The organism is Pedobacter xixiisoli, assembly GCF_900215335.1.
In the GTDB taxonomy this organism is placed as follows: domain Bacteria; phylum Bacteroidota; class Bacteroidia; order Sphingobacteriales; family Sphingobacteriaceae; genus Pedobacter; species Pedobacter xixiisoli.
Genome location: NZ_OCMT01000001.1, coordinates 593,330 through 609,949 on the forward strand (window position 1 = coordinate 593,330; position 16,620 = coordinate 609,949).

Below are 16,620 nucleotides of genomic sequence, written 5' to 3' on the forward strand. Positions count from 1 at the left end.
CGAATGGATAAGAGAAATCACTTGCTGAAAACTTTATTAATCGTAACTTTTTGCTTTTCACTTTTAAATGCAAAAGCTCAAACTAGATTAGATACTGCTTTCATTAATCAGCAATTAAACGATGCAGTTAAACAGATAAAGGTACTGGCTACAAAAACGCCAGAGCACATGTTGCCACGCACCTTTGATAAAGGCAAATCTGTTCATTCTGAAACTGGGTGGTGGACTTCTGGATTTTATCCTGGCACCTTACTTTACCTCTATGAGTATTCGAATGATAAGGAACTGTTGCAATTGGCGCAACAAAAGCTTAAAATTTTAGAAAAGGAACAATTTAACGAAACCACCCACGATTTAGGTTTCATGCTTTATTGCAGTTTTGGCAACGCCATGAGAATTACTGGCGATACAGCTGCTTATCGCAACATACTGCTTACTGGTGCAAAATCCTTAGCTACTCGTTTTAGTCCAATCACAAAAGCAATTCGTTCTTGGGATTTCGATAATTTTCCGGTAATTATAGATAACATGATGAACTTGGAGTTTTTAACCAGAGCTGCTCGTTTAGGAGGTGATAAAAAGCTCTACGACATCGCAGTTACCCATGCTAATACTACCATGAAAAACCACTACCGCAAAGACATGAGCTGTTACCACGTAGTGGATTATTATCCTAAAGATGGCTCGGTAATTAAGAAAAAAACTAACCAAGGAGCTTTTGACGAATCGGCTTGGGCTAGGGGACAGGCTTGGGGTTTATACGGCTATACCATGATGTATCGCGAAACTGGCGATAAAAAATACTTGAAATTTGCGAACAAAATAGCGAAGTATATCCTACAACATCCAAATATGCCAAAAGACTTGGTGCCTTATTGGGATTTTGATGCGCCAAATTTAGCAGATACTAGTAAATACGCTGCTTATCGTACCAATAGAGACGTTTCTACAGCTTCGTTAATGGCTTCTGCTTTTCTAGAAATGAGCACTCAGGTTAAAGGTAAATTGAGTACGCAGTATTTTGATATCGCTACAAACATCATCAAAAATTTAAGTTCTTCTACTTATAAAGCTGCACTTGCCGATAATGGAGGGTATTTATTAAAATATAGTGTGGGTAACATTCCAGCTAAAAGCGAAATTGATGTGCCATTAACTTATGCTGATTATTATTATGTAGAAGCACTTTTGCGCTACAAACGCTTGTTGGATGATAAAAAAATGATAGATTAGCTGTCATTAAAAAATGAATATAATGAAGAGACTATCCTTATTTGCCATTTCATCGTTATTGTGTTTTAATAGCTACGCACAGACTATTTCCATCAAAAATAAATCTGCGTTAAAAAGAGAGGGCGAATTAGTTCGTATAGATTGGAATGAACTTTTAAAGCGTAACCCTAAAATCGATACTTCGAATCTTCAAGTGGTAAATCAGGCCACTTTTGCGCAAGTTCCTTTTCAATTAGAAAAAGTTGGAAGCAATGAAGTAAAATTTCTCCTTTTACAGGTTTCCGTTCAGCCAAAATCGACTTTGAAAGTAATCTTGCAAGATGAAAAATCGACCCCGTTAAACGCTAAGACTTATGGTAGGTATGTGCCAGAGCGTAAAGACGATTTTGCTTGGGAGAATGATAAGATTGCGTTTAGGATGTATGGCAAAGCCTTAGAGGGAAGCAACGAAAACGCCTACGGAATTGATGTTTGGGTAAAGCGAACTTCTGAATTAGTCATCAACAAACGTTACAAAGTAGATAACTACCATAAAGACCACGGCGATGGCCTTGACTATTACAGTGTTGGTCAAACCTTAGGAGCGGGCGATATGGCTCCATACCTAGCTGATAGTGTTTGGTATTTAGGAAACTACAAAAGCTATAAGATTCTGGATAATGGCCCTTTGCGTACTACATTTCAATTAAATTATGATGAAGCATCGGCAAATAATCAGCGTATCGAAGTGCAAAAGCTTGTGTCGATAGATGCAGGTTCGCAAATGAATAGAATTGAAAATAGCTACAAGTTTAAAGAGGCTGGATTATTACCTGTTGCTGTTGGTTTGGCTACGAGAAACGAGAAAGACAAACAAATTTTACAAGATGATAAAGGCGTAATTGGCTATTGGGAACCTGTACACGGCGAAGACGGAATCACTGGAGTTGGTGCAGTTTTGATCAGTCCGATAAAGGTGGTGAAAAAGCATAATCAATTATTGGCAGTAACGGAAGTAAAAGCCAACGAGCCTGTGGTTTACTACAACGGTGCCGCTTGGAACAAAGCAGGAGAAATTACTGACAGTCAACAATGGTTTGATTACCTTAAAAACTTCAAGCAAAAACTTCAACAACCTTTGGTAGTTAAAGTGAACTAGCGCTCTTACGCAACAAACGATTTTTGATAATGTAACGGACTTTTTCCAGTTACCTTTTTAAAGCACTTATGGAAGCTGGCAAAGTTATTAAAGCCACTTTCAAAGCAGACTTCGTTAATACGGAGTTTGTTTTCTATAAGTAGTTTGCAGGCTTGACCCACCCGAATTTCATTAACAAAATCGGTAAAGTTCTTTTTACTTCTTGATTTGAAAAACTTGCAAAAAGTATTAGGACTTACTTTAGCTACGTCTGCAATTTCATGTAGACTAATCTTTTTTTGATAATTGTTTAAAACGTAATTATAGATGTTTTGTACTTGGTCTTGCTCTTCGCTGAGATAATTGTATTTAAAACCTAGGGAGGCGATTGGATTTAATTCGCTATCTGTAGAGCCGATTTGAAAGAGAACTTCTAATAAAGATAATAAGCGTTTGCTACTAGATGCTTCCACAGTATTGATAATCGATTCGATGATGTGGCTCAACTTAGGGGATTGAATTTGCAAACCTCTAGCCGAATTTGAAATTAACTTCTTGAGTTCCCTGTTTTCTGGGACTTCTAAAAAACGTTCACCTAGAAAGTGACTATGGAAATGAATCACATAAACATCAGCAGATTTTTTACCGGCTTCAAAATAATCTTGGTCAAAACGCCAGTAATGGGGTAGGTTAGCGCCTACTAAAACAACATCACCAGTTTTAAACCTACTAATGTTGTCGCCAATAAATTGTGTGCCTTCGCCCTCCTTAAAATAAACCAGCTCCAGTTCTTCATGGTAGTGCCAAATACTGTTCATGGTTGGCGTTAAATCTCTTCTTGCACTAAAACTTTCAATTTCTGGAGAATGTATTTTAAGTAACCTAGGTTTCATTAATGATAGAATGAAAAATTAGCGATTTTGACGATTTTTATTTGATAGTTTATTTAGAATGGACAAAATAGCTTAATAAATTGACAATTGGAGATATTTTTAAATAGTTTTTTTGTGCTTAATTTGTGTTACAACCAAAAATAAACCGATAATGAACCTAAGTAACCAAAGCTTAACAGAACAGGATGTTTCGACTACCGTATCTCGGAAACAATATCTTTTTCCGCTCATATTAATTACCAGCCTTTTCTTTTTCTGGGGATTGGTTCATAATATCGATCCAACGTTAATTGCTCACTTAAAAAAAACATTTACCTTAAGTAATTTAGAGTCTTCGCTGGTAGATTTTTCGGTGTTTATCGCCTATTTCGTAATGGCAATTCCAGCAGGCCTGATGATGAAGAAATGGGGCTATAAATCGGGCATCGTCTTTGGCTTGTTGCTCTTCGCCTGTGGTGCATTTTTGTTCATTCCAGCTGCCAACACACATCAATATGTTTACTTCTTAGGTGCTTTGTTTGTGGTCGCAAGCGGTTTAGCTTTTTTAGAAACAGCAGCAAACCCATATGTCACCGTTTTGGGGCCACCAGAAACCTCATCCTTTAGGTTAAATATGGCGCAATCTTTTAATGGCATTGCCGCCTCTATAGCTCCGCTTATTGGAAAACATACGATTTTAACCAATACAGATGTGACCACAGAGCATATTCAACAAATGGATGTGGCCACCAAAGCCAAATTTATAGAGGAAGCATCAAATAGTGTGAAAGCGCCTTTTATAGTATTGGGTATTATCATCCTTATTGTTGCAGTTATATTTATCTTTCTAAAATTGCCCGAAATTAAAGAGCAAAAAAACACGGCAAAAGAAAAAACCATTTGGCAGATTTTTGCAATCAAGCATACACGCTGGGCGGTTATAGCACAGTTTTTTTATGTTGGGGCGCAGATTTGTTTCAGTAGTTTCTTTCTCGTATATGCGGAAAAGGCTGCTGGTTTAGATAATCATTCTTCTAGTGATTATTTGATAGCTTATGGCGCACTATTTATGATTGGACGTATCGTAGGCACAGTTTTTATGAAATTTGTAGAGGCACCGAGATTGTTGACCTTATATACAATAATTGCGATTTTACTTACAATAGTAGCTATTTTCGGTAGTGGAACTTATACCATCTACTGTTTGTTAGGCATCGGTTTCTTTATTTCGATTATGTTTCCAACCATTTTTGCATTGGGTGTAAAAGATTTGGGAGAAGACACTAAAACAGCATCAAGTTTAATCATTATGTCTATAGTGGGCGGAGCAATTATTCCATTGGCACTAGGTTACGTCGCCGATGTTACCCATAACATCCAGTATGGTTACTCGGTACCCTTGATTTGCCTATTCGTCGTACTGTATTTTGCATATAAAGGTTATAAACCATCAGTTAACAAATAAAAATGAGCGCTAAAGTTTTAAAAATTGATGATAGGGATAATGTGCTGGTGGCTTTGGCCGATTTGGCAGCGAGTACGGCAGTAAACTATCAAGGAGTGGATTATACATTGTTGGAAGATATTCCTGCTAAGCATAAGTTTTTTATGAATGATATGTTGGCTGGCGATGAGGTGTTTATGTACGGTGTACTAGTTGGAAAAGTTCAGTTTGAGCTTAAAGCAGGAACCCGAATGACCATAGAAAACACGAAACATGCGGCAGACCCGTATCAGTATAGGAAATCGAACTATCAATGGCAAGCACCAGATGTAAGCGGTTTCGAGCACAAAACGTTCTTAGGTTATCACAGAGCAGATGGAAACGTAGGCACAGCAAACTATTGGCTGTTTATTCCAACTGTGTTTTGCGAAAACCGTAACTTGGATATCATTAAAGAAGCCCTGTACAAAGAATTAGGTTATGCAATTGATGATAAGTATAAAAACTACACTCATGCGCTTCTAGAAGCATACCAAAATGGTGCAGACTTAAAAGAAATTGATTTACAGCCAGCGGCTAAAGGTGCAGATCGACCGTTCAAAAACGTTGATGGCATTAAGTTTTTAAATCATAGCGGTGGCTGCGGAGGTACCCGTCAAGATGCCAATACCCTGAGTAAATTATTGGCTGCTTATGCCAATCATCCTAATGTAGCTGGCGTTACCGTATTGAGTTTGGGATGCGAACATCTTCAGGCCAATCAGTTTAAAGAAGATTTGTTGGCGTTAAATCCAGATTTTAAAAAGCCACTCATCCTTTTAGGACAACAGCAAGTAATGAACGAAGAGCAACTTTTGAAGGAAACGTTAAGGGAGACATTTAAAGGTTTGGTAGAAATTAATAAGATAGAAAGAAAGCCAGCACCTTTAAGTAAGCTTTGTGTAGGAGTTAAATGTGGTGGTAGTGATGGTTTCAGTGGTATTTCTGCTAATCCAGCAGTTGGACATTGCGCAGATTTATTGGTAGCTTTAGGTGCAAAGGTGCTATCGGCAGAGTTCCCTGAATTGTGTGGTGTAGAGCAAGAATTAATTGATAGGATGCCAGAGGAAGAAACGGCTAGAAAGTTCATCAAATTAATGACTGAGTATGATGATTTGGCACATAAAGTAGGTTCAGGTTTTTATATGAATCCATCGCCAGGAAATATCAAAGATGGTTTGATAACGGATGCCATTAAATCTGCTGGAGCTGCAAAAAAAGCGGGTACTTCGCCAGTAGTTGATGTTTTGGATTACACAGAACCAGCCACCAAGCCCGGATTGAGCTTGGTTTGTACGCCAGGAAACGATGTGGAAGCAACGACAGGAAAGGCAGCTGCAGGAGCAACTTTAATTTTGTTTACTACAGGTTTGGGCACACCAACAGGTAATCCTGTTTGTCCTACCATAAAAGTAGCTACCAATACCAACTTGGCAAAAAGAATGGCTGATATTATAGATATAGACACGGGACCTATTATTGAAGGTGAAAAAACAATAACCGAAATGGGCGAAGATATATTGAGTTATTGTATCGAAGTAGCCAGCGGTAGGGAAATACCGAAAGCAGTGCAATTAAATCAGGATGATTTTATCCCTTGGAAAAGAGGTGTATCACTGTAGAGGCACAATATTTTGTGCCTCTACGATAACCGAATAACGAAAAACAATAATAACAATGTTATCCTTAAATAATAAAAAAGCAGTAATTACAGGCGGCGGCAGCGGAATTGGTAAAGCAATTGCACAGCTATTTGCTAAACAAGGTGCCGAAGTTCATATCATCGAACTTACCGAAGTAGCAGCTGAGGCAGCTGTAAATGAAATCAGAACCACTGGTGGTAAGGTACAGGCACATGCTTGTAACGTAGCCAACCATCAACAGGTGTTAGCTGTATTTGAGCAGATTGGAAACCTACACATTTTGGTAAACAACGCCGGAATTGCTCACGTTGGTAAAGCTGATACTACTTCGGAAGAAGATTTTGATAGGGTTGTTAACGTAAATATCAAAGGCGTTTACAACTGTCTATTTGCAGCCATTCCAAAAATGAAAGCTGCTGGTGGCGGTGCAATATTAAACATGGCATCTATTGCGGCTTTGGTAGGAATTCCGGATAGATTTGTCTACAGTACAGCAAAAGGTGCGGTTAAGGCAATGACGATGAGTGTGGCGAAAGACTATTTGAGCGACAATATTCGTTGCAATTCTGTATCACCAGCTCGAGTACATACCCCATTTGTAGATGGCTTTTTACAGAAAAACTATTCCGATCAGATTCCAGAAATGTTCGATAAACTATCAAAAACCCAGCCGATCGGTCGCATGGGCTTACCTTCCGAAGTAGCTACTTTAGCCCTATATTTATGTAGCGATGAGGCTGGATTTATAACTGGTTGCGATTATCCAATAGACGGGGGATTTACAACTTTAAACAACTAAAATTTAGACAGATGAAATTAGTTAGATATGGCGAAACTGGAAAAGAAAAGCCAGGAATAATTATTGGAGAAGACATCTTTGATGTGTCTCAGCACGTAAGTGATTATAATGAAGATTTTTTTGGCGACAATGCTTTAGAAGAATTAAAGAAGAAAGTAGAAGGAGGATGGCTTGAAAAAGTTGAAAAACCAGTGCGGTTAGGAGCTCCGTTGACTCGCCCTTCAAAAATTATATGTGTTGGATTAAATTACAAAGACCACGCTGCCGAAACTAATGCACCAATACCAGCAGAACCTATCTTATTTTTTAAGGCAACTTCGGCTATTGTTGGCCCTAATGACGATTTAATTATTCCAAAAAACAGTAAAAAGACAGATTGGGAAGTTGAATTGGCAATTGTAATTGGTAAAAAAGCAAGTTACGTAGAAGAAGAAAATGCTTTAGAGCACGTGGCTGGTTATGTTTTGCACAACGATTACAGCGAAAGAGAGTTTCAGTTGGAGCGCAACGGGCAATGGGTTAAAGGAAAAAGCTGCGATACTTTCGCTCCAATCGGTCCATTCATTGCTACAAAAGACGAAATCGAAGATGTACATAACCTTCGTCTTTGGTTAAAAGTAAACGGCGAGATTTTACAAGATGGAAACACCGCTAATTTGATTTTCAGTGTTCCTTTTGTCGTGAGTTACATCAGTCAATTCATGACGCTTTTGCCTGGGGATATCATTACTACAGGCACACCGGCAGGTGTAGGTTTAGGACAAAAACCAGCACCTTGGTACTTAAAACATGGAGATGTAGTAGAGCTAGGTATCGACGGATTAGGCAGTAGCAAACAACACGTAAAATCTTATGAAGCATAAGTTATGAAAAAACATGTGCTAGCATTAGATTTAAAAGATGATGAAAAGCTAATAGCTGAATATGAAGCTTATCATGAGTCTATATGGACAGAAATTAAGCAAAGTATCCAGTCTGCTGGCATTTTAAATATGGAGATTTATCGTGTGGCTAATCGGCTTTTCATGATAATGGAGGTAGAAGATAACTTCTCCTTTGAAGCAAAAGCAAAGGCTGATGAAGTAAATCCGAAAGTGCAGGAATGGGAAACTTTAATGTGGAAATACCAACAAGCGATACCATCTGCAAGAGAAGGAGAGAAATGGTTGTTAATGAAACAAATTTTTAAGCTTTAATATGATTGATAGCCACGTTCATTTTTGGAAATATCATCCAGTAAAGGAAGCTTGGATAACTGAAAAAATGAAAGCCATTCAGGCTGATTTTTTGCCAGACCAACTGCAATTGGAGTTGATGGAAAACGGCATTGAAGGATGTGTGGCAGTGCAAGCTGATCAAAGTGAACAGGAAACGGAATTTTTGCTGTCGTTAGCAACGGAATACGATTTTATCAAAGGTGTAGTAGGTTGGATTGATTTGAGAGGCGAAAATCTACCTGATAGACTTGCTGCATTCTCAAAGTATAAAAAGCTGAAAGGATGGAGGCACATTGCTCAGTCAGAACCAGATGGGTTTTTGTTAGATCCTTCATTTTTAAGAGGAATTGCAGAGCTTAAAAACTACCGACACACCTATGATATTGTGATTGTAAGGAATCAACTTAAGGAAGCCATTAGTTTGGTAAATAAATTTCCTGAGCAACGATTCATTTTAGACCACATCGCCAAACCAGATATCAAGGATAATAACGGTGATATAGCTTGGCAAGAAGGGATCAGCCTTTTGGCAAAACATAAAAACTTATACTGCAAAGTGTCTGGAATGGTAACAGAGGCAGATTGGTACAACTGGAAGAATGAAGACATGAAGTTCTATTTAGATACCGTTTTCGAAAATTTCTCCATAGATAAATTAATGTTCGGCTCAGATTGGCCGGTATGCACCTTAGCAGCCAGTTACAGAGAAACGAAACAAGTGGTAGAAGATTACATCAGTCAGTTAACAGTTTTGCAGCGAAAGGCCATTTTCGAATCAAATGCTAAAGAATGCTATCAATTATAATTTATAAAGATGGATTTACAATTAAAAGATAAGGTAATTTTAGTGAGTGGCGGTGCCAAGGGAATTGGCGAAGCAATAGTGAAATCATTAGTTGCAGAAAACGCTATTCCAGTCATTATAGGTCGTAACAAAGAAGATAATCAGCGTTTAGAACAAGAAATTTTAGCTGCAGGTGGCAAATGTGCTAGTGTAGTTGCCGAATTAGCTAATCCAAAAGATTGTGAAAATGTAATTACGGAAACGGTAAACTTATTTGGCAGAATTGATGGCTTGGTAAATAATGCCGGCGTAAATGATGGGGTTGGTTTAGAGAATGGAAATTACGAAGCTTTCATGAAATCTATCCACAGTAACTTGGTGCACTATTATTTGTTGGCTCATTACGCTCTACCATATCTTAAAGTGAGTAAGGGTAGTATTGTTAACATTACCTCTAAAACTGGCATCACTGGTCAGGGCGAAACCTCTGGTTATGCGGCAGCTAATGGTGGTAGAAACGCACTTACCCGAGAATGGGCGGTAGAATTATTGCCTTACCAAATCAGGGTAAATGCAGTGGTAGTAGCCGAATCATGGACACCACAGTACGAACGTTGGATAAAAACCTTGCCCAATGCGGAAGAGACGTTGGCAGAAATTACCGCTAGAATTCCACTAGAAAATAGAATGACAAAGGCGAGTGAAATTGCAGATACGGTAGCCTTCTTACTGTCTGAAAAATCGAGCCATACTACGGGGCAGTTACTGTATGTAGATGGAGGTTATGTTCATCTAGATAGGGCTTTATTACGTCAATAACTTAACAAAAACATGAATTTAAAATACAATCAGGCTTATCCAGGAATAGATGATTTGCGCAATAAAGCAAAAAGTAGAATACCTCGATTTGCTTTCGAATATCTAGATGGAGGTTGTAACGAGGATGTAAATCTGCACCGCAATACCGCTGAATTAAGAGATATACAATTGAAGCCATATTACTTGAACGAGTATCAAGGTATCAGTATGGAAACCTCTTTGTTTGGTAAAACTTATTCTGCTCCGTTTGGTGTTGCACCAGTTGGTTTACAGGGCTTAATTTGGCCAAATTCTCCTAATATTTTAGCAAAAGCGGCCAAAGAGCATAACGTGCCATTTATTTTAAGTACGGTAACTACCAGTGGGATAGAAGAGATAGCGAAAACCACAGAAGGAGATTTCTGGTATCAGCTTTATCACCCAGCAGAAGAAAAATTACGTGACGATATCATCCGCAGGCTACAGGAAGTAGAATGCGATGTATTAGTAATCTTAGCGGATGTACCTAGTTTTGGTTTCAGACCACGTGATATTCGGAATGGTTTGGCTATGCCGCCACGCATGAGTCTAAAAAACATACTTCAAATTATGGGGAAACCCAATTGGGCGATGCAGACTTTAGCACATGGCGTGCCTAGTTTTGCAACCTTAAAGCCTTATTTGCCAAAGGGATTGGATATGAAACAGCTGGGCGCTTTTATGGATAAAACTTTTTCTGGCAGATTGAATCGAGAACGAATCTCCGCAATTAGAGACCAATGGAAAGGGAAGTTAGTAATCAAAGGCGTGGCCAGCGAAGAAGATGCGCAATTGGCCGTAGATTTGGGATTGGATGGCATGATTGTTTCTAACCACGGTGGCAGACAACTGGACGCTGGTGAATCTGCCATAAAATCGCTTTCAGACTTACTGACTTTTAAAGAAAAATTAACGGTGATGATGGACAGTGGAATCAGGTCTGGAGCCGACGTTGCCAGAGCATTGGCTGTTGGTGCAGACTTTACCTTTCTGGGCAGAACATTTATGTATAGTACTGCGGCTTTGGGCAACGATGGCGGACAACATGCGATGGCCATGCTGAAACGTCAACTAACGCAGGTAATGGAACAAGTTTGTTGTGCTAACGTGTCAGATTTTCCGAAACATTTGGTAACTGGTTGATGAAATATGTTTTGCTGTGACAATGGGTTTCTACAGCAAAACATATCGTGTTAACGTTTTTTACGTTAATCGGCAGAAACCGAAATTCGGATTTATCCAGTAGAATGAAGTGTTTGATTTTGATTTCCATCGATTTTAATTAGGATTTCTTCTAACGCTTCTCCTAATTCGATGTTACTTTGTAGCAGTTCTTCTATTTCTGCAGCGTTTTTTGAATCTAAAGTTCCTAAGGCATAGGCTTCTAGCATGCCATTTTGGATGTAATATGTAACGTCCATTTATCCTCCCGTCTTTGTGTTTTGTAGTAATACAGACAAATCTCGTGCAGCTTTTTATTTTGAATTGTTTTTAATTTAACAATTTGATAATCTGTATTTTAAATGTTTATTGTAACGGGTTTGTTGCTTAGTGATGTGGAAGCATTGGATATTTGTTACTCATATTGGGAATAAAATTCACTCTTTTTTGTTTTTAAGGTTGGTTTAGATTGTTGGAAATCAATTGATAAGCTGCTGTTTTTTTTCAGCCCTGCTCATTTGCATAAACGGGAGGAAGTATGGATTCTTTTTCATTCCACTAAGTTCAGCCTATTAAATGCTAGTCGGTTTTTTCTGCTCTTAAATTTCTCTATTTACCAAATCTCCATCGGGATGTTCTTTTATCTGCAAACAATAAAGAGGATGAAAGGGTTATAATAGCAGACTTAAAATGCACCGAAATATGATAACTAATTTTTTAATGCCACAAAGAACCTCAACCAATAAAGTGGCGATAGTAGCGGGCGTTGCAGCACTTGCTGGTGTTGCATTGATATGTGCCATCCCGAGAACTAGAAAAGCTTGCGGAAAATGGATTGGCAGCGCTGTAGACGGATTGAAGAATCGTTTTGCAGAACATAAAAATGCAGGAAACTGGGAACGTGATTTGGCCAGTGCCGAAAAATTGAAAGGACCAGTGGAGAAACGTAAAAATGCTTCAAAAATTAATGTCGCCTCTGCGGGAACTACCAACTGGAAAGACGAATGGTCTAGTGAATAAGGAAATCTAAAAAATAGTGTGTTATGGAATATCAAAATCAAGATAGTAGGGAAGAACAAGGTTCAACTCCAAAATCAGAACAAAATAAACCTCAATCTAATGACGATATGCCCACGTCTGCTGGCGGAAGTAAAGATCATCAAGATGTAGAAAAAGAAAATGTAGTTACAGAAGATGCATCTTCTAGAGTAAGAGATGAAAACGAGGAGGAAGCGCAGCCGCAAATAGATAGTGAAGGTGAGTTTAAAAATAAAACTGGCTGGACCAGAGAAGAAGGCTTAAGTGACGCAGAGAGGGGAGCAGCAGAAGAGGAAGATTTAAATGGTCGCCACTCGGGTGATAGCTCTATTATTTAATGGTTCGAGAAGCCTGTTATGAAACAGCTGGAAGTTCTTGTAGCAGAATCCAGCTGTTTTAGTTTTAAAAAAACATTAATCTTTTAACGAAAATAAAAGTTCAGAATATTTATTACATCAACTGCGTGTCCTTCACTTCCACACGTGTCCAATATTTACTGAATTTTTTAGCTCCAACAACATGAGTTGGATGATTTTCGTAAATCGTGATATCTTCTAAATTCTTGAAGGTACAGATCAAATTATATGAATAGGAGTGGTCTACAACCTCTCTTTTTGTAGTAGGAGCAGGTTTTCCGAAATTCAAGGTTTGTACTTGCGGTATCGTTTCCAACACGTCAAAATAACGTAGAAAATCCTGTTCTTCTTCTTTGGATATTCCTTCCTTTAACCAAAAATATACCACATGTATAATAGTTCCTTTTTTTAACTGAGCCATTCTTTTATCTTTTTTGGTTTCTTGTGCAAGCGATTTGCCTAAAATTAACGAAAGTAGCGTGGCTCCTATAAACTGTTTCCTTTTCATTGCTTAAAGCTAAGATTATTTTAATTGTCTTCTTTTTCCTCCATTAAAAATGAGACGAATATTTTTAGCTGAATAACTAAAAACTAATGTTGTGCGTATTCTTAATTTCTGCCATTACAAAAGTGCTGTGTGTACTGCCAATACTATCTACAGAACCTAGCTTGTTGAATACGAAATCTTGGTAATGTTTCATGTCTTTTGCATACACCTTTAAAATAAAATCGTAATCTCCAGAAACATTGTAGCATTCTACCACTTCATCTATTTTTAATATATCTGCCACAAAGTGATTCCCTATTTTCCTGTCGTGTTGTTTAAGCTTAATGTTGCAAAACACAATGAAACCTTGGTTAAATTTCTCCGCATCTAGTATGGCTATGTACTTTTTGATATAACCATTGTTCTCTAATCTTTTTACCCTTTCAAATACTGGCGAGGGCGAAAGATTTACCTGAGCCGCCAACTCCTTAACCGTTTGGTTTGAGTTATCGCATAGTATTTTGAGCAATAATAAATCGGTAGCATCTAAATCATTCATCAGCATATTATTTGTTTACGATTGCTAAAATAGGTTATTGGCAGGTTAAAAAACTAAAAATTTTCATCAATGTAGTTTTTTAACCTTATTATTTAGTGTTATATAAGTGTTATAATCTTCATATCTATATTTGTTGAGAATTTAAAACTGATTGTAAATCATTAGTTCTTTGCATATTTCAACAAAAAGGAGAAGGTTTTACTTAGCTGTAAATGAATAGGGAACCATGTGCAAATCATGGACTGTCGCGCAACTGTAAGTAACGTTAAGGTTTTTATCAAAAATATCCACTGGCAACGGGAAGGATGATAAAAACTGTTACAAGTCAGGATACCTGCCTACTCCGAATTGACGATGCTTTCGCGATTGAAGCTTGATGTCTGATAAAAACTCATTTTGGTGCGGTTACCTTCGTAGGGTAGATCATGCTTTGTGTTTATCTTTCTAATTCCTGCTTCATTTCCCGAAAATTATTTAAGGAGCTTTTTTGCAATAACAATTAACCTATAAAAGTTAAAGAAATGCAAACGCAAAACCTAGGCTATCCGCGTATTGGTAGCCAACGACAATTGAAAAAAGCTTGTGAGCAATATTGGGCTGGCAAGATTGACCAAATGGAACTGAACCAAGTTGCCCTGAAGATTAAAGAAGAAAATTGGCAGCTACAGTTAGATGCTGGAATTGACATTATTCCTTGTAATGACTTTAGTTTCTATGACCAAGTGTTGGATATGAGTTTATTGCTCGGAGCCATTCCTAAGCGATATGCACCTGTGCTCACCGAGGTAAAAAACAATCAAGAAATTGATTTGTATTTTGCGATGGCTCGTGGCTATCAAAGAGACGGATTGGACATTACCGCTATGGAAATGACCAAATGGTTAGACACCAATTATCATTATTTAGTGCCAGAATTTACCGCAAAACAAGAATTTAAAATCTTCTCTGAAAAAGTATTCGACGAGTTTAATGTAGCGAAGAAACTATTGGGCGAAAAAGCTAAGCCTGTATTGGTTGGTCCAGTAAGTTATCTTTTGTTAGGTAAAGAAAAAGAACAAGAACAAGGTTTTGATCGTATCGATTTAATTAAACAACTGGTACCTGTATATGTGGAAATTATCAATCGTTTGAAACAACAAGGTGCCAAGTGGATACAATTGGATGAACCTTATTTAGCGCTAGATTTATCTGCAAAAGATAAAGAAGCTTTTGAATTTGCGTATCGTAGCATTGCCAACAGAACAAGTGGTGTTCAAATTTTGGTAGCTACCTATTTTGATGCTTTGCTAGAGAACACCCAACTTGCCGTGAATTTACCTATTGCCGCATTACATATAGATTTGGTACGTGCACCAGAGCAATTAGAAGATATTTTGTCGGTAATTCCTGAGCAAATCAAACTTTCATTAGGTATAGTAGATGGTCGTAACGTTTGGAAAAATGATTATGAAAAGTCAGTGGGTTTAATCAATACAGCGGTACAGAAACTAGGTATTGATAGAGTCATTATTGCGCCATCGTGTTCGCTGCTTCACAGTCCGATAGATTTAGATTTAGAAACTGCGATTGATCCTGAGATTAAAAATTGGATGGCTTTTGCCAAACAAAAGTTAAATGAAGTAACTCAATTGAAACAGGTTTTTGAAGGAAATGATGAATTGTTCCAAATTAATAAAGCAACGATACAAAGTAGAAATACCTCTCAGAAAGTACATAAACAAACCGTTAAAAATAGAGTGGCTGCCATTACAACAGCTGATGCAAGTCGTAAAAGTGCTTTCCCTATTCGCCAGCAGTTGCACACTAACCGCTTCAAGTTGCCATCATTTCCTACTACCACCATTGGTTCGTTTCCTCAAACAGACGATATCCGCCAGTTACGTGCTCAATTTAAAAAAGGTGAATTGACTTTAGCAGAATACGAAGCCGCTATTGAGCAAGCTACCATTGACTGTATCCGTTGGCAAGAGGAAATAGGTTTGGATGTGTTGGTTCATGGCGAATTTGAACGTAATGATATGGTGGAATATTTTGGAGAGCAGTTGGACGGCTTCCTTTTTACTAAAAATGGTTGGGTGCAAAGTTATGGTAGCCGTTGTGTAAAACCGCCGGTGATTTATGGAGATATTAGTCGACCAAAGGATATGACGGTTCGTTGGAGTAGTTTTGCCGCTGCGCAAACCGATAAACCAATGAAGGGAATGCTAACTGGTCCGGTAACCATTTTGCAGTGGTCATTCGTAAGAGACGATCAGCCTCGTGAAACTACTACCAACCAAATTGCCTTCGCCATTCGTGATGAAGTTTTAGCTTTAGAATCTGCTGGAATAGGCATTATCCAAATTGACGAAGCGGCCATTCGTGAGGGCTTACCACTGAGAAAAGCGAAACATCCGCAGTATCTAGATTGGGCAGTAAAGGCTTTTCGCATTGCGGCGAGCGGTGTGCAAGATCAAACGCAAATCCATACGCACATGTGTTACAGCGAGTTTAATCACATCATCAAACATATTGCCGCTATGGATGCCGATGTAATTACCATCGAAACTTCGCGTTCGCAAATGGAGCTGCTGGAGGCTTTTGCCAATTTCGAATATCCGAATGAGATTGGTCCAGGAGTTTATGATATTCACTCGCCACGAGTACCAAGCAAAGAAGAAATGGCTGCACTTTTAACGAAAGCCGCAGATTTGCTTCCAGTAGGTAACCTTTGGGTAAATCCAGATTGTGGACTGAAAACCCGTAAATGGCCAGAAACGAAAGCCGCTTTAATCAATATGGTTGCTGCAGCTAAAGAGGCTAGGGAGCATATTAAAGCAACTCAAGCAGTATAAGTATAAACAGTAAGTATTTTATGCGCTACATACGTGTTTTTAAAACTCGCTAAACAGTAGATTATTCTTATTGTTATGTTTTAGGGAAATGAATGAGGTAAGGATGATGGGAATACTTACTCTTGTTTATTTCCCTTTTTAGAGTATGCTTTCTTTTTTTAAAAAGAAATAAAAATGTATCTAGAGTCCGAAAACTGAAC

General features: G+C 38.1%; 17 protein-coding genes and 1 riboswitch. Of the genes, 13 read left to right on the forward strand and 4 right to left on the reverse strand.

Annotated elements, in window-relative coordinates; all coding sequences use genetic code 11:
- The first annotated feature begins 3 nt into the window (after window positions 1-3).
- Together CRO54_RS02430 and CRO54_RS02435 are read left to right on the forward strand one after the other, a co-directional pair.
- Entirely contained in the window at window positions 4-1,233 is a 1,230-nt protein-coding gene (locus tag CRO54_RS02430; RefSeq protein ID WP_097128294.1) for a glycoside hydrolase family 88 protein, read from the forward strand.
- A 22-nt stretch (window positions 1,234-1,255) separates the two neighbouring features.
- The gene (locus CRO54_RS02435; RefSeq protein ID WP_097128296.1) at window positions 1,256-2,371 is read left to right on the forward strand and encodes a DUF4861 family protein; all 1,116 of its coding nucleotides are present in this window, start codon (window positions 1,256-1,258) and stop codon (window positions 2,369-2,371) included.
- A gap of 5 nt (window positions 2,372-2,376) precedes the next feature.
- Here CRO54_RS02435 and CRO54_RS02440 read toward each other — a convergent pair whose 3' ends face one another.
- The gene (locus CRO54_RS02440; protein ID WP_097128299.1) at window positions 2,377-3,243 is read right to left on the reverse strand and encodes an AraC family transcriptional regulator; all 867 of its coding nucleotides are present in this window, start codon (window positions 3,241-3,243) and stop codon (window positions 2,377-2,379) included.
- A 151-nt stretch (window positions 3,244-3,394) separates the two neighbouring features.
- Here CRO54_RS02440 and fucP point away from each other — a divergent pair, with 151 nt between their 5' ends.
- Genes fucP through CRO54_RS02480 form a run of 8 tightly spaced genes read left to right on the forward strand, consistent with a single transcriptional unit; the run spans window position 3,395 to window position 11,128 of the window.
- Window positions 3,395-4,687, forward strand: coding sequence for an L-fucose:H+ symporter permease (gene fucP, locus CRO54_RS02445; protein WP_097128302.1), 1,293 nt, complete (start codon window positions 3,395-3,397; stop codon window positions 4,685-4,687).
- A 2-nt stretch (window positions 4,688-4,689) separates the two neighbouring features.
- The gene (locus CRO54_RS02450) at window positions 4,690-6,327 is read left to right on the forward strand and encodes a UxaA family hydrolase (RefSeq protein WP_097128305.1); all 1,638 of its coding nucleotides are present in this window, start codon (window positions 4,690-4,692) and stop codon (window positions 6,325-6,327) included.
- A 55-nt stretch (window positions 6,328-6,382) separates the two neighbouring features.
- Window positions 6,383-7,147, forward strand: a complete 765-nt coding sequence (locus CRO54_RS02455; protein ID WP_097128307.1) for an SDR family NAD(P)-dependent oxidoreductase — start codon at window positions 6,383-6,385, stop codon at window positions 7,145-7,147.
- A gap of 11 nt (window positions 7,148-7,158) precedes the next feature.
- Window positions 7,159-8,010: a fumarylacetoacetate hydrolase family protein gene (locus CRO54_RS02460; RefSeq protein WP_097128309.1), complete on the forward strand. Its 852-nt coding sequence runs from the start codon at window positions 7,159-7,161 to the stop codon at window positions 8,008-8,010.
- A gap of 3 nt (window positions 8,011-8,013) precedes the next feature.
- Window positions 8,014-8,343: an L-rhamnose mutarotase gene (locus CRO54_RS02465; RefSeq protein WP_097128310.1), complete on the forward strand. Its 330-nt coding sequence runs from the start codon at window positions 8,014-8,016 to the stop codon at window positions 8,341-8,343.
- A gap of 1 nt (window position 8,344) precedes the next feature.
- Window positions 8,345-9,169 carry an amidohydrolase family protein gene (locus CRO54_RS02470; protein WP_097128312.1) on the forward strand — a complete coding sequence of 275 codons (825 nt, stop codon included), beginning with the start codon at window positions 8,345-8,347 and terminating at the stop codon, window positions 9,167-9,169.
- A gap of 9 nt (window positions 9,170-9,178) precedes the next feature.
- Window positions 9,179-9,967 carry an L-fucose dehydrogenase gene (locus tag CRO54_RS02475; RefSeq protein WP_097128315.1) on the forward strand — a complete coding sequence of 263 codons (789 nt, stop codon included), beginning with the start codon at window positions 9,179-9,181 and terminating at the stop codon, window positions 9,965-9,967.
- A gap of 12 nt (window positions 9,968-9,979) precedes the next feature.
- Window positions 9,980-11,128, forward strand: coding sequence for an alpha-hydroxy acid oxidase (locus CRO54_RS02480; RefSeq protein WP_097128317.1), 1,149 nt, complete (start codon window positions 9,980-9,982; stop codon window positions 11,126-11,128).
- Window positions 11,129-11,220: 92 nt separating this feature from the next.
- Here the strand turns inward: CRO54_RS02480 and CRO54_RS02485 are convergent, their stop codons facing one another.
- Window positions 11,221-11,406: a hypothetical protein gene (locus CRO54_RS02485; protein WP_097128319.1), complete on the reverse strand. Its 186-nt coding sequence runs from the start codon at window positions 11,404-11,406 to the stop codon at window positions 11,221-11,223.
- A gap of 442 nt (window positions 11,407-11,848) precedes the next feature.
- Between CRO54_RS02485 and CRO54_RS02490 the strand changes: the two genes are divergently transcribed.
- Window positions 11,849-12,166 carry a hypothetical protein gene (locus tag CRO54_RS02490; RefSeq protein WP_097128321.1) on the forward strand — a complete coding sequence of 106 codons (318 nt, stop codon included), beginning with the start codon at window positions 11,849-11,851 and terminating at the stop codon, window positions 12,164-12,166.
- A gap of 23 nt (window positions 12,167-12,189) precedes the next feature.
- Entirely contained in the window at window positions 12,190-12,522 is a 333-nt protein-coding gene (locus CRO54_RS02495) for a hypothetical protein (protein WP_097128323.1), read from the forward strand.
- 112 nt (window positions 12,523-12,634) lie between these two features.
- On the opposite strand, the gene CRO54_RS02500 is transcribed toward CRO54_RS02495, so the two are convergent.
- Complete coding sequence (locus CRO54_RS02500; protein WP_097128324.1) at window positions 12,635-13,048, reverse strand: Dabb family protein; 414 nt, start codon at window positions 13,046-13,048, stop codon at window positions 12,635-12,637.
- Between the two features lie 76 nt (window positions 13,049-13,124).
- Complete coding sequence (locus tag CRO54_RS02505) at window positions 13,125-13,586, reverse strand: Lrp/AsnC family transcriptional regulator (RefSeq protein ID WP_097128326.1); 462 nt, start codon at window positions 13,584-13,586, stop codon at window positions 13,125-13,127.
- A 176-nt stretch (window positions 13,587-13,762) separates the two neighbouring features.
- Window positions 13,763-13,942: riboswitch (cobalamin riboswitch) on the forward strand.
- Between the two features lie 165 nt (window positions 13,943-14,107).
- Between CRO54_RS02505 and metE the strand changes: the two genes are divergently transcribed.
- Window positions 14,108-16,420, forward strand: coding sequence for a 5-methyltetrahydropteroyltriglutamate--homocysteine S-methyltransferase (gene metE / locus CRO54_RS02510; protein WP_097128329.1), 2,313 nt, complete (start codon window positions 14,108-14,110; stop codon window positions 16,418-16,420).
- The last annotated feature ends 200 nt before the right edge of the window (window positions 16,421-16,620 follow it).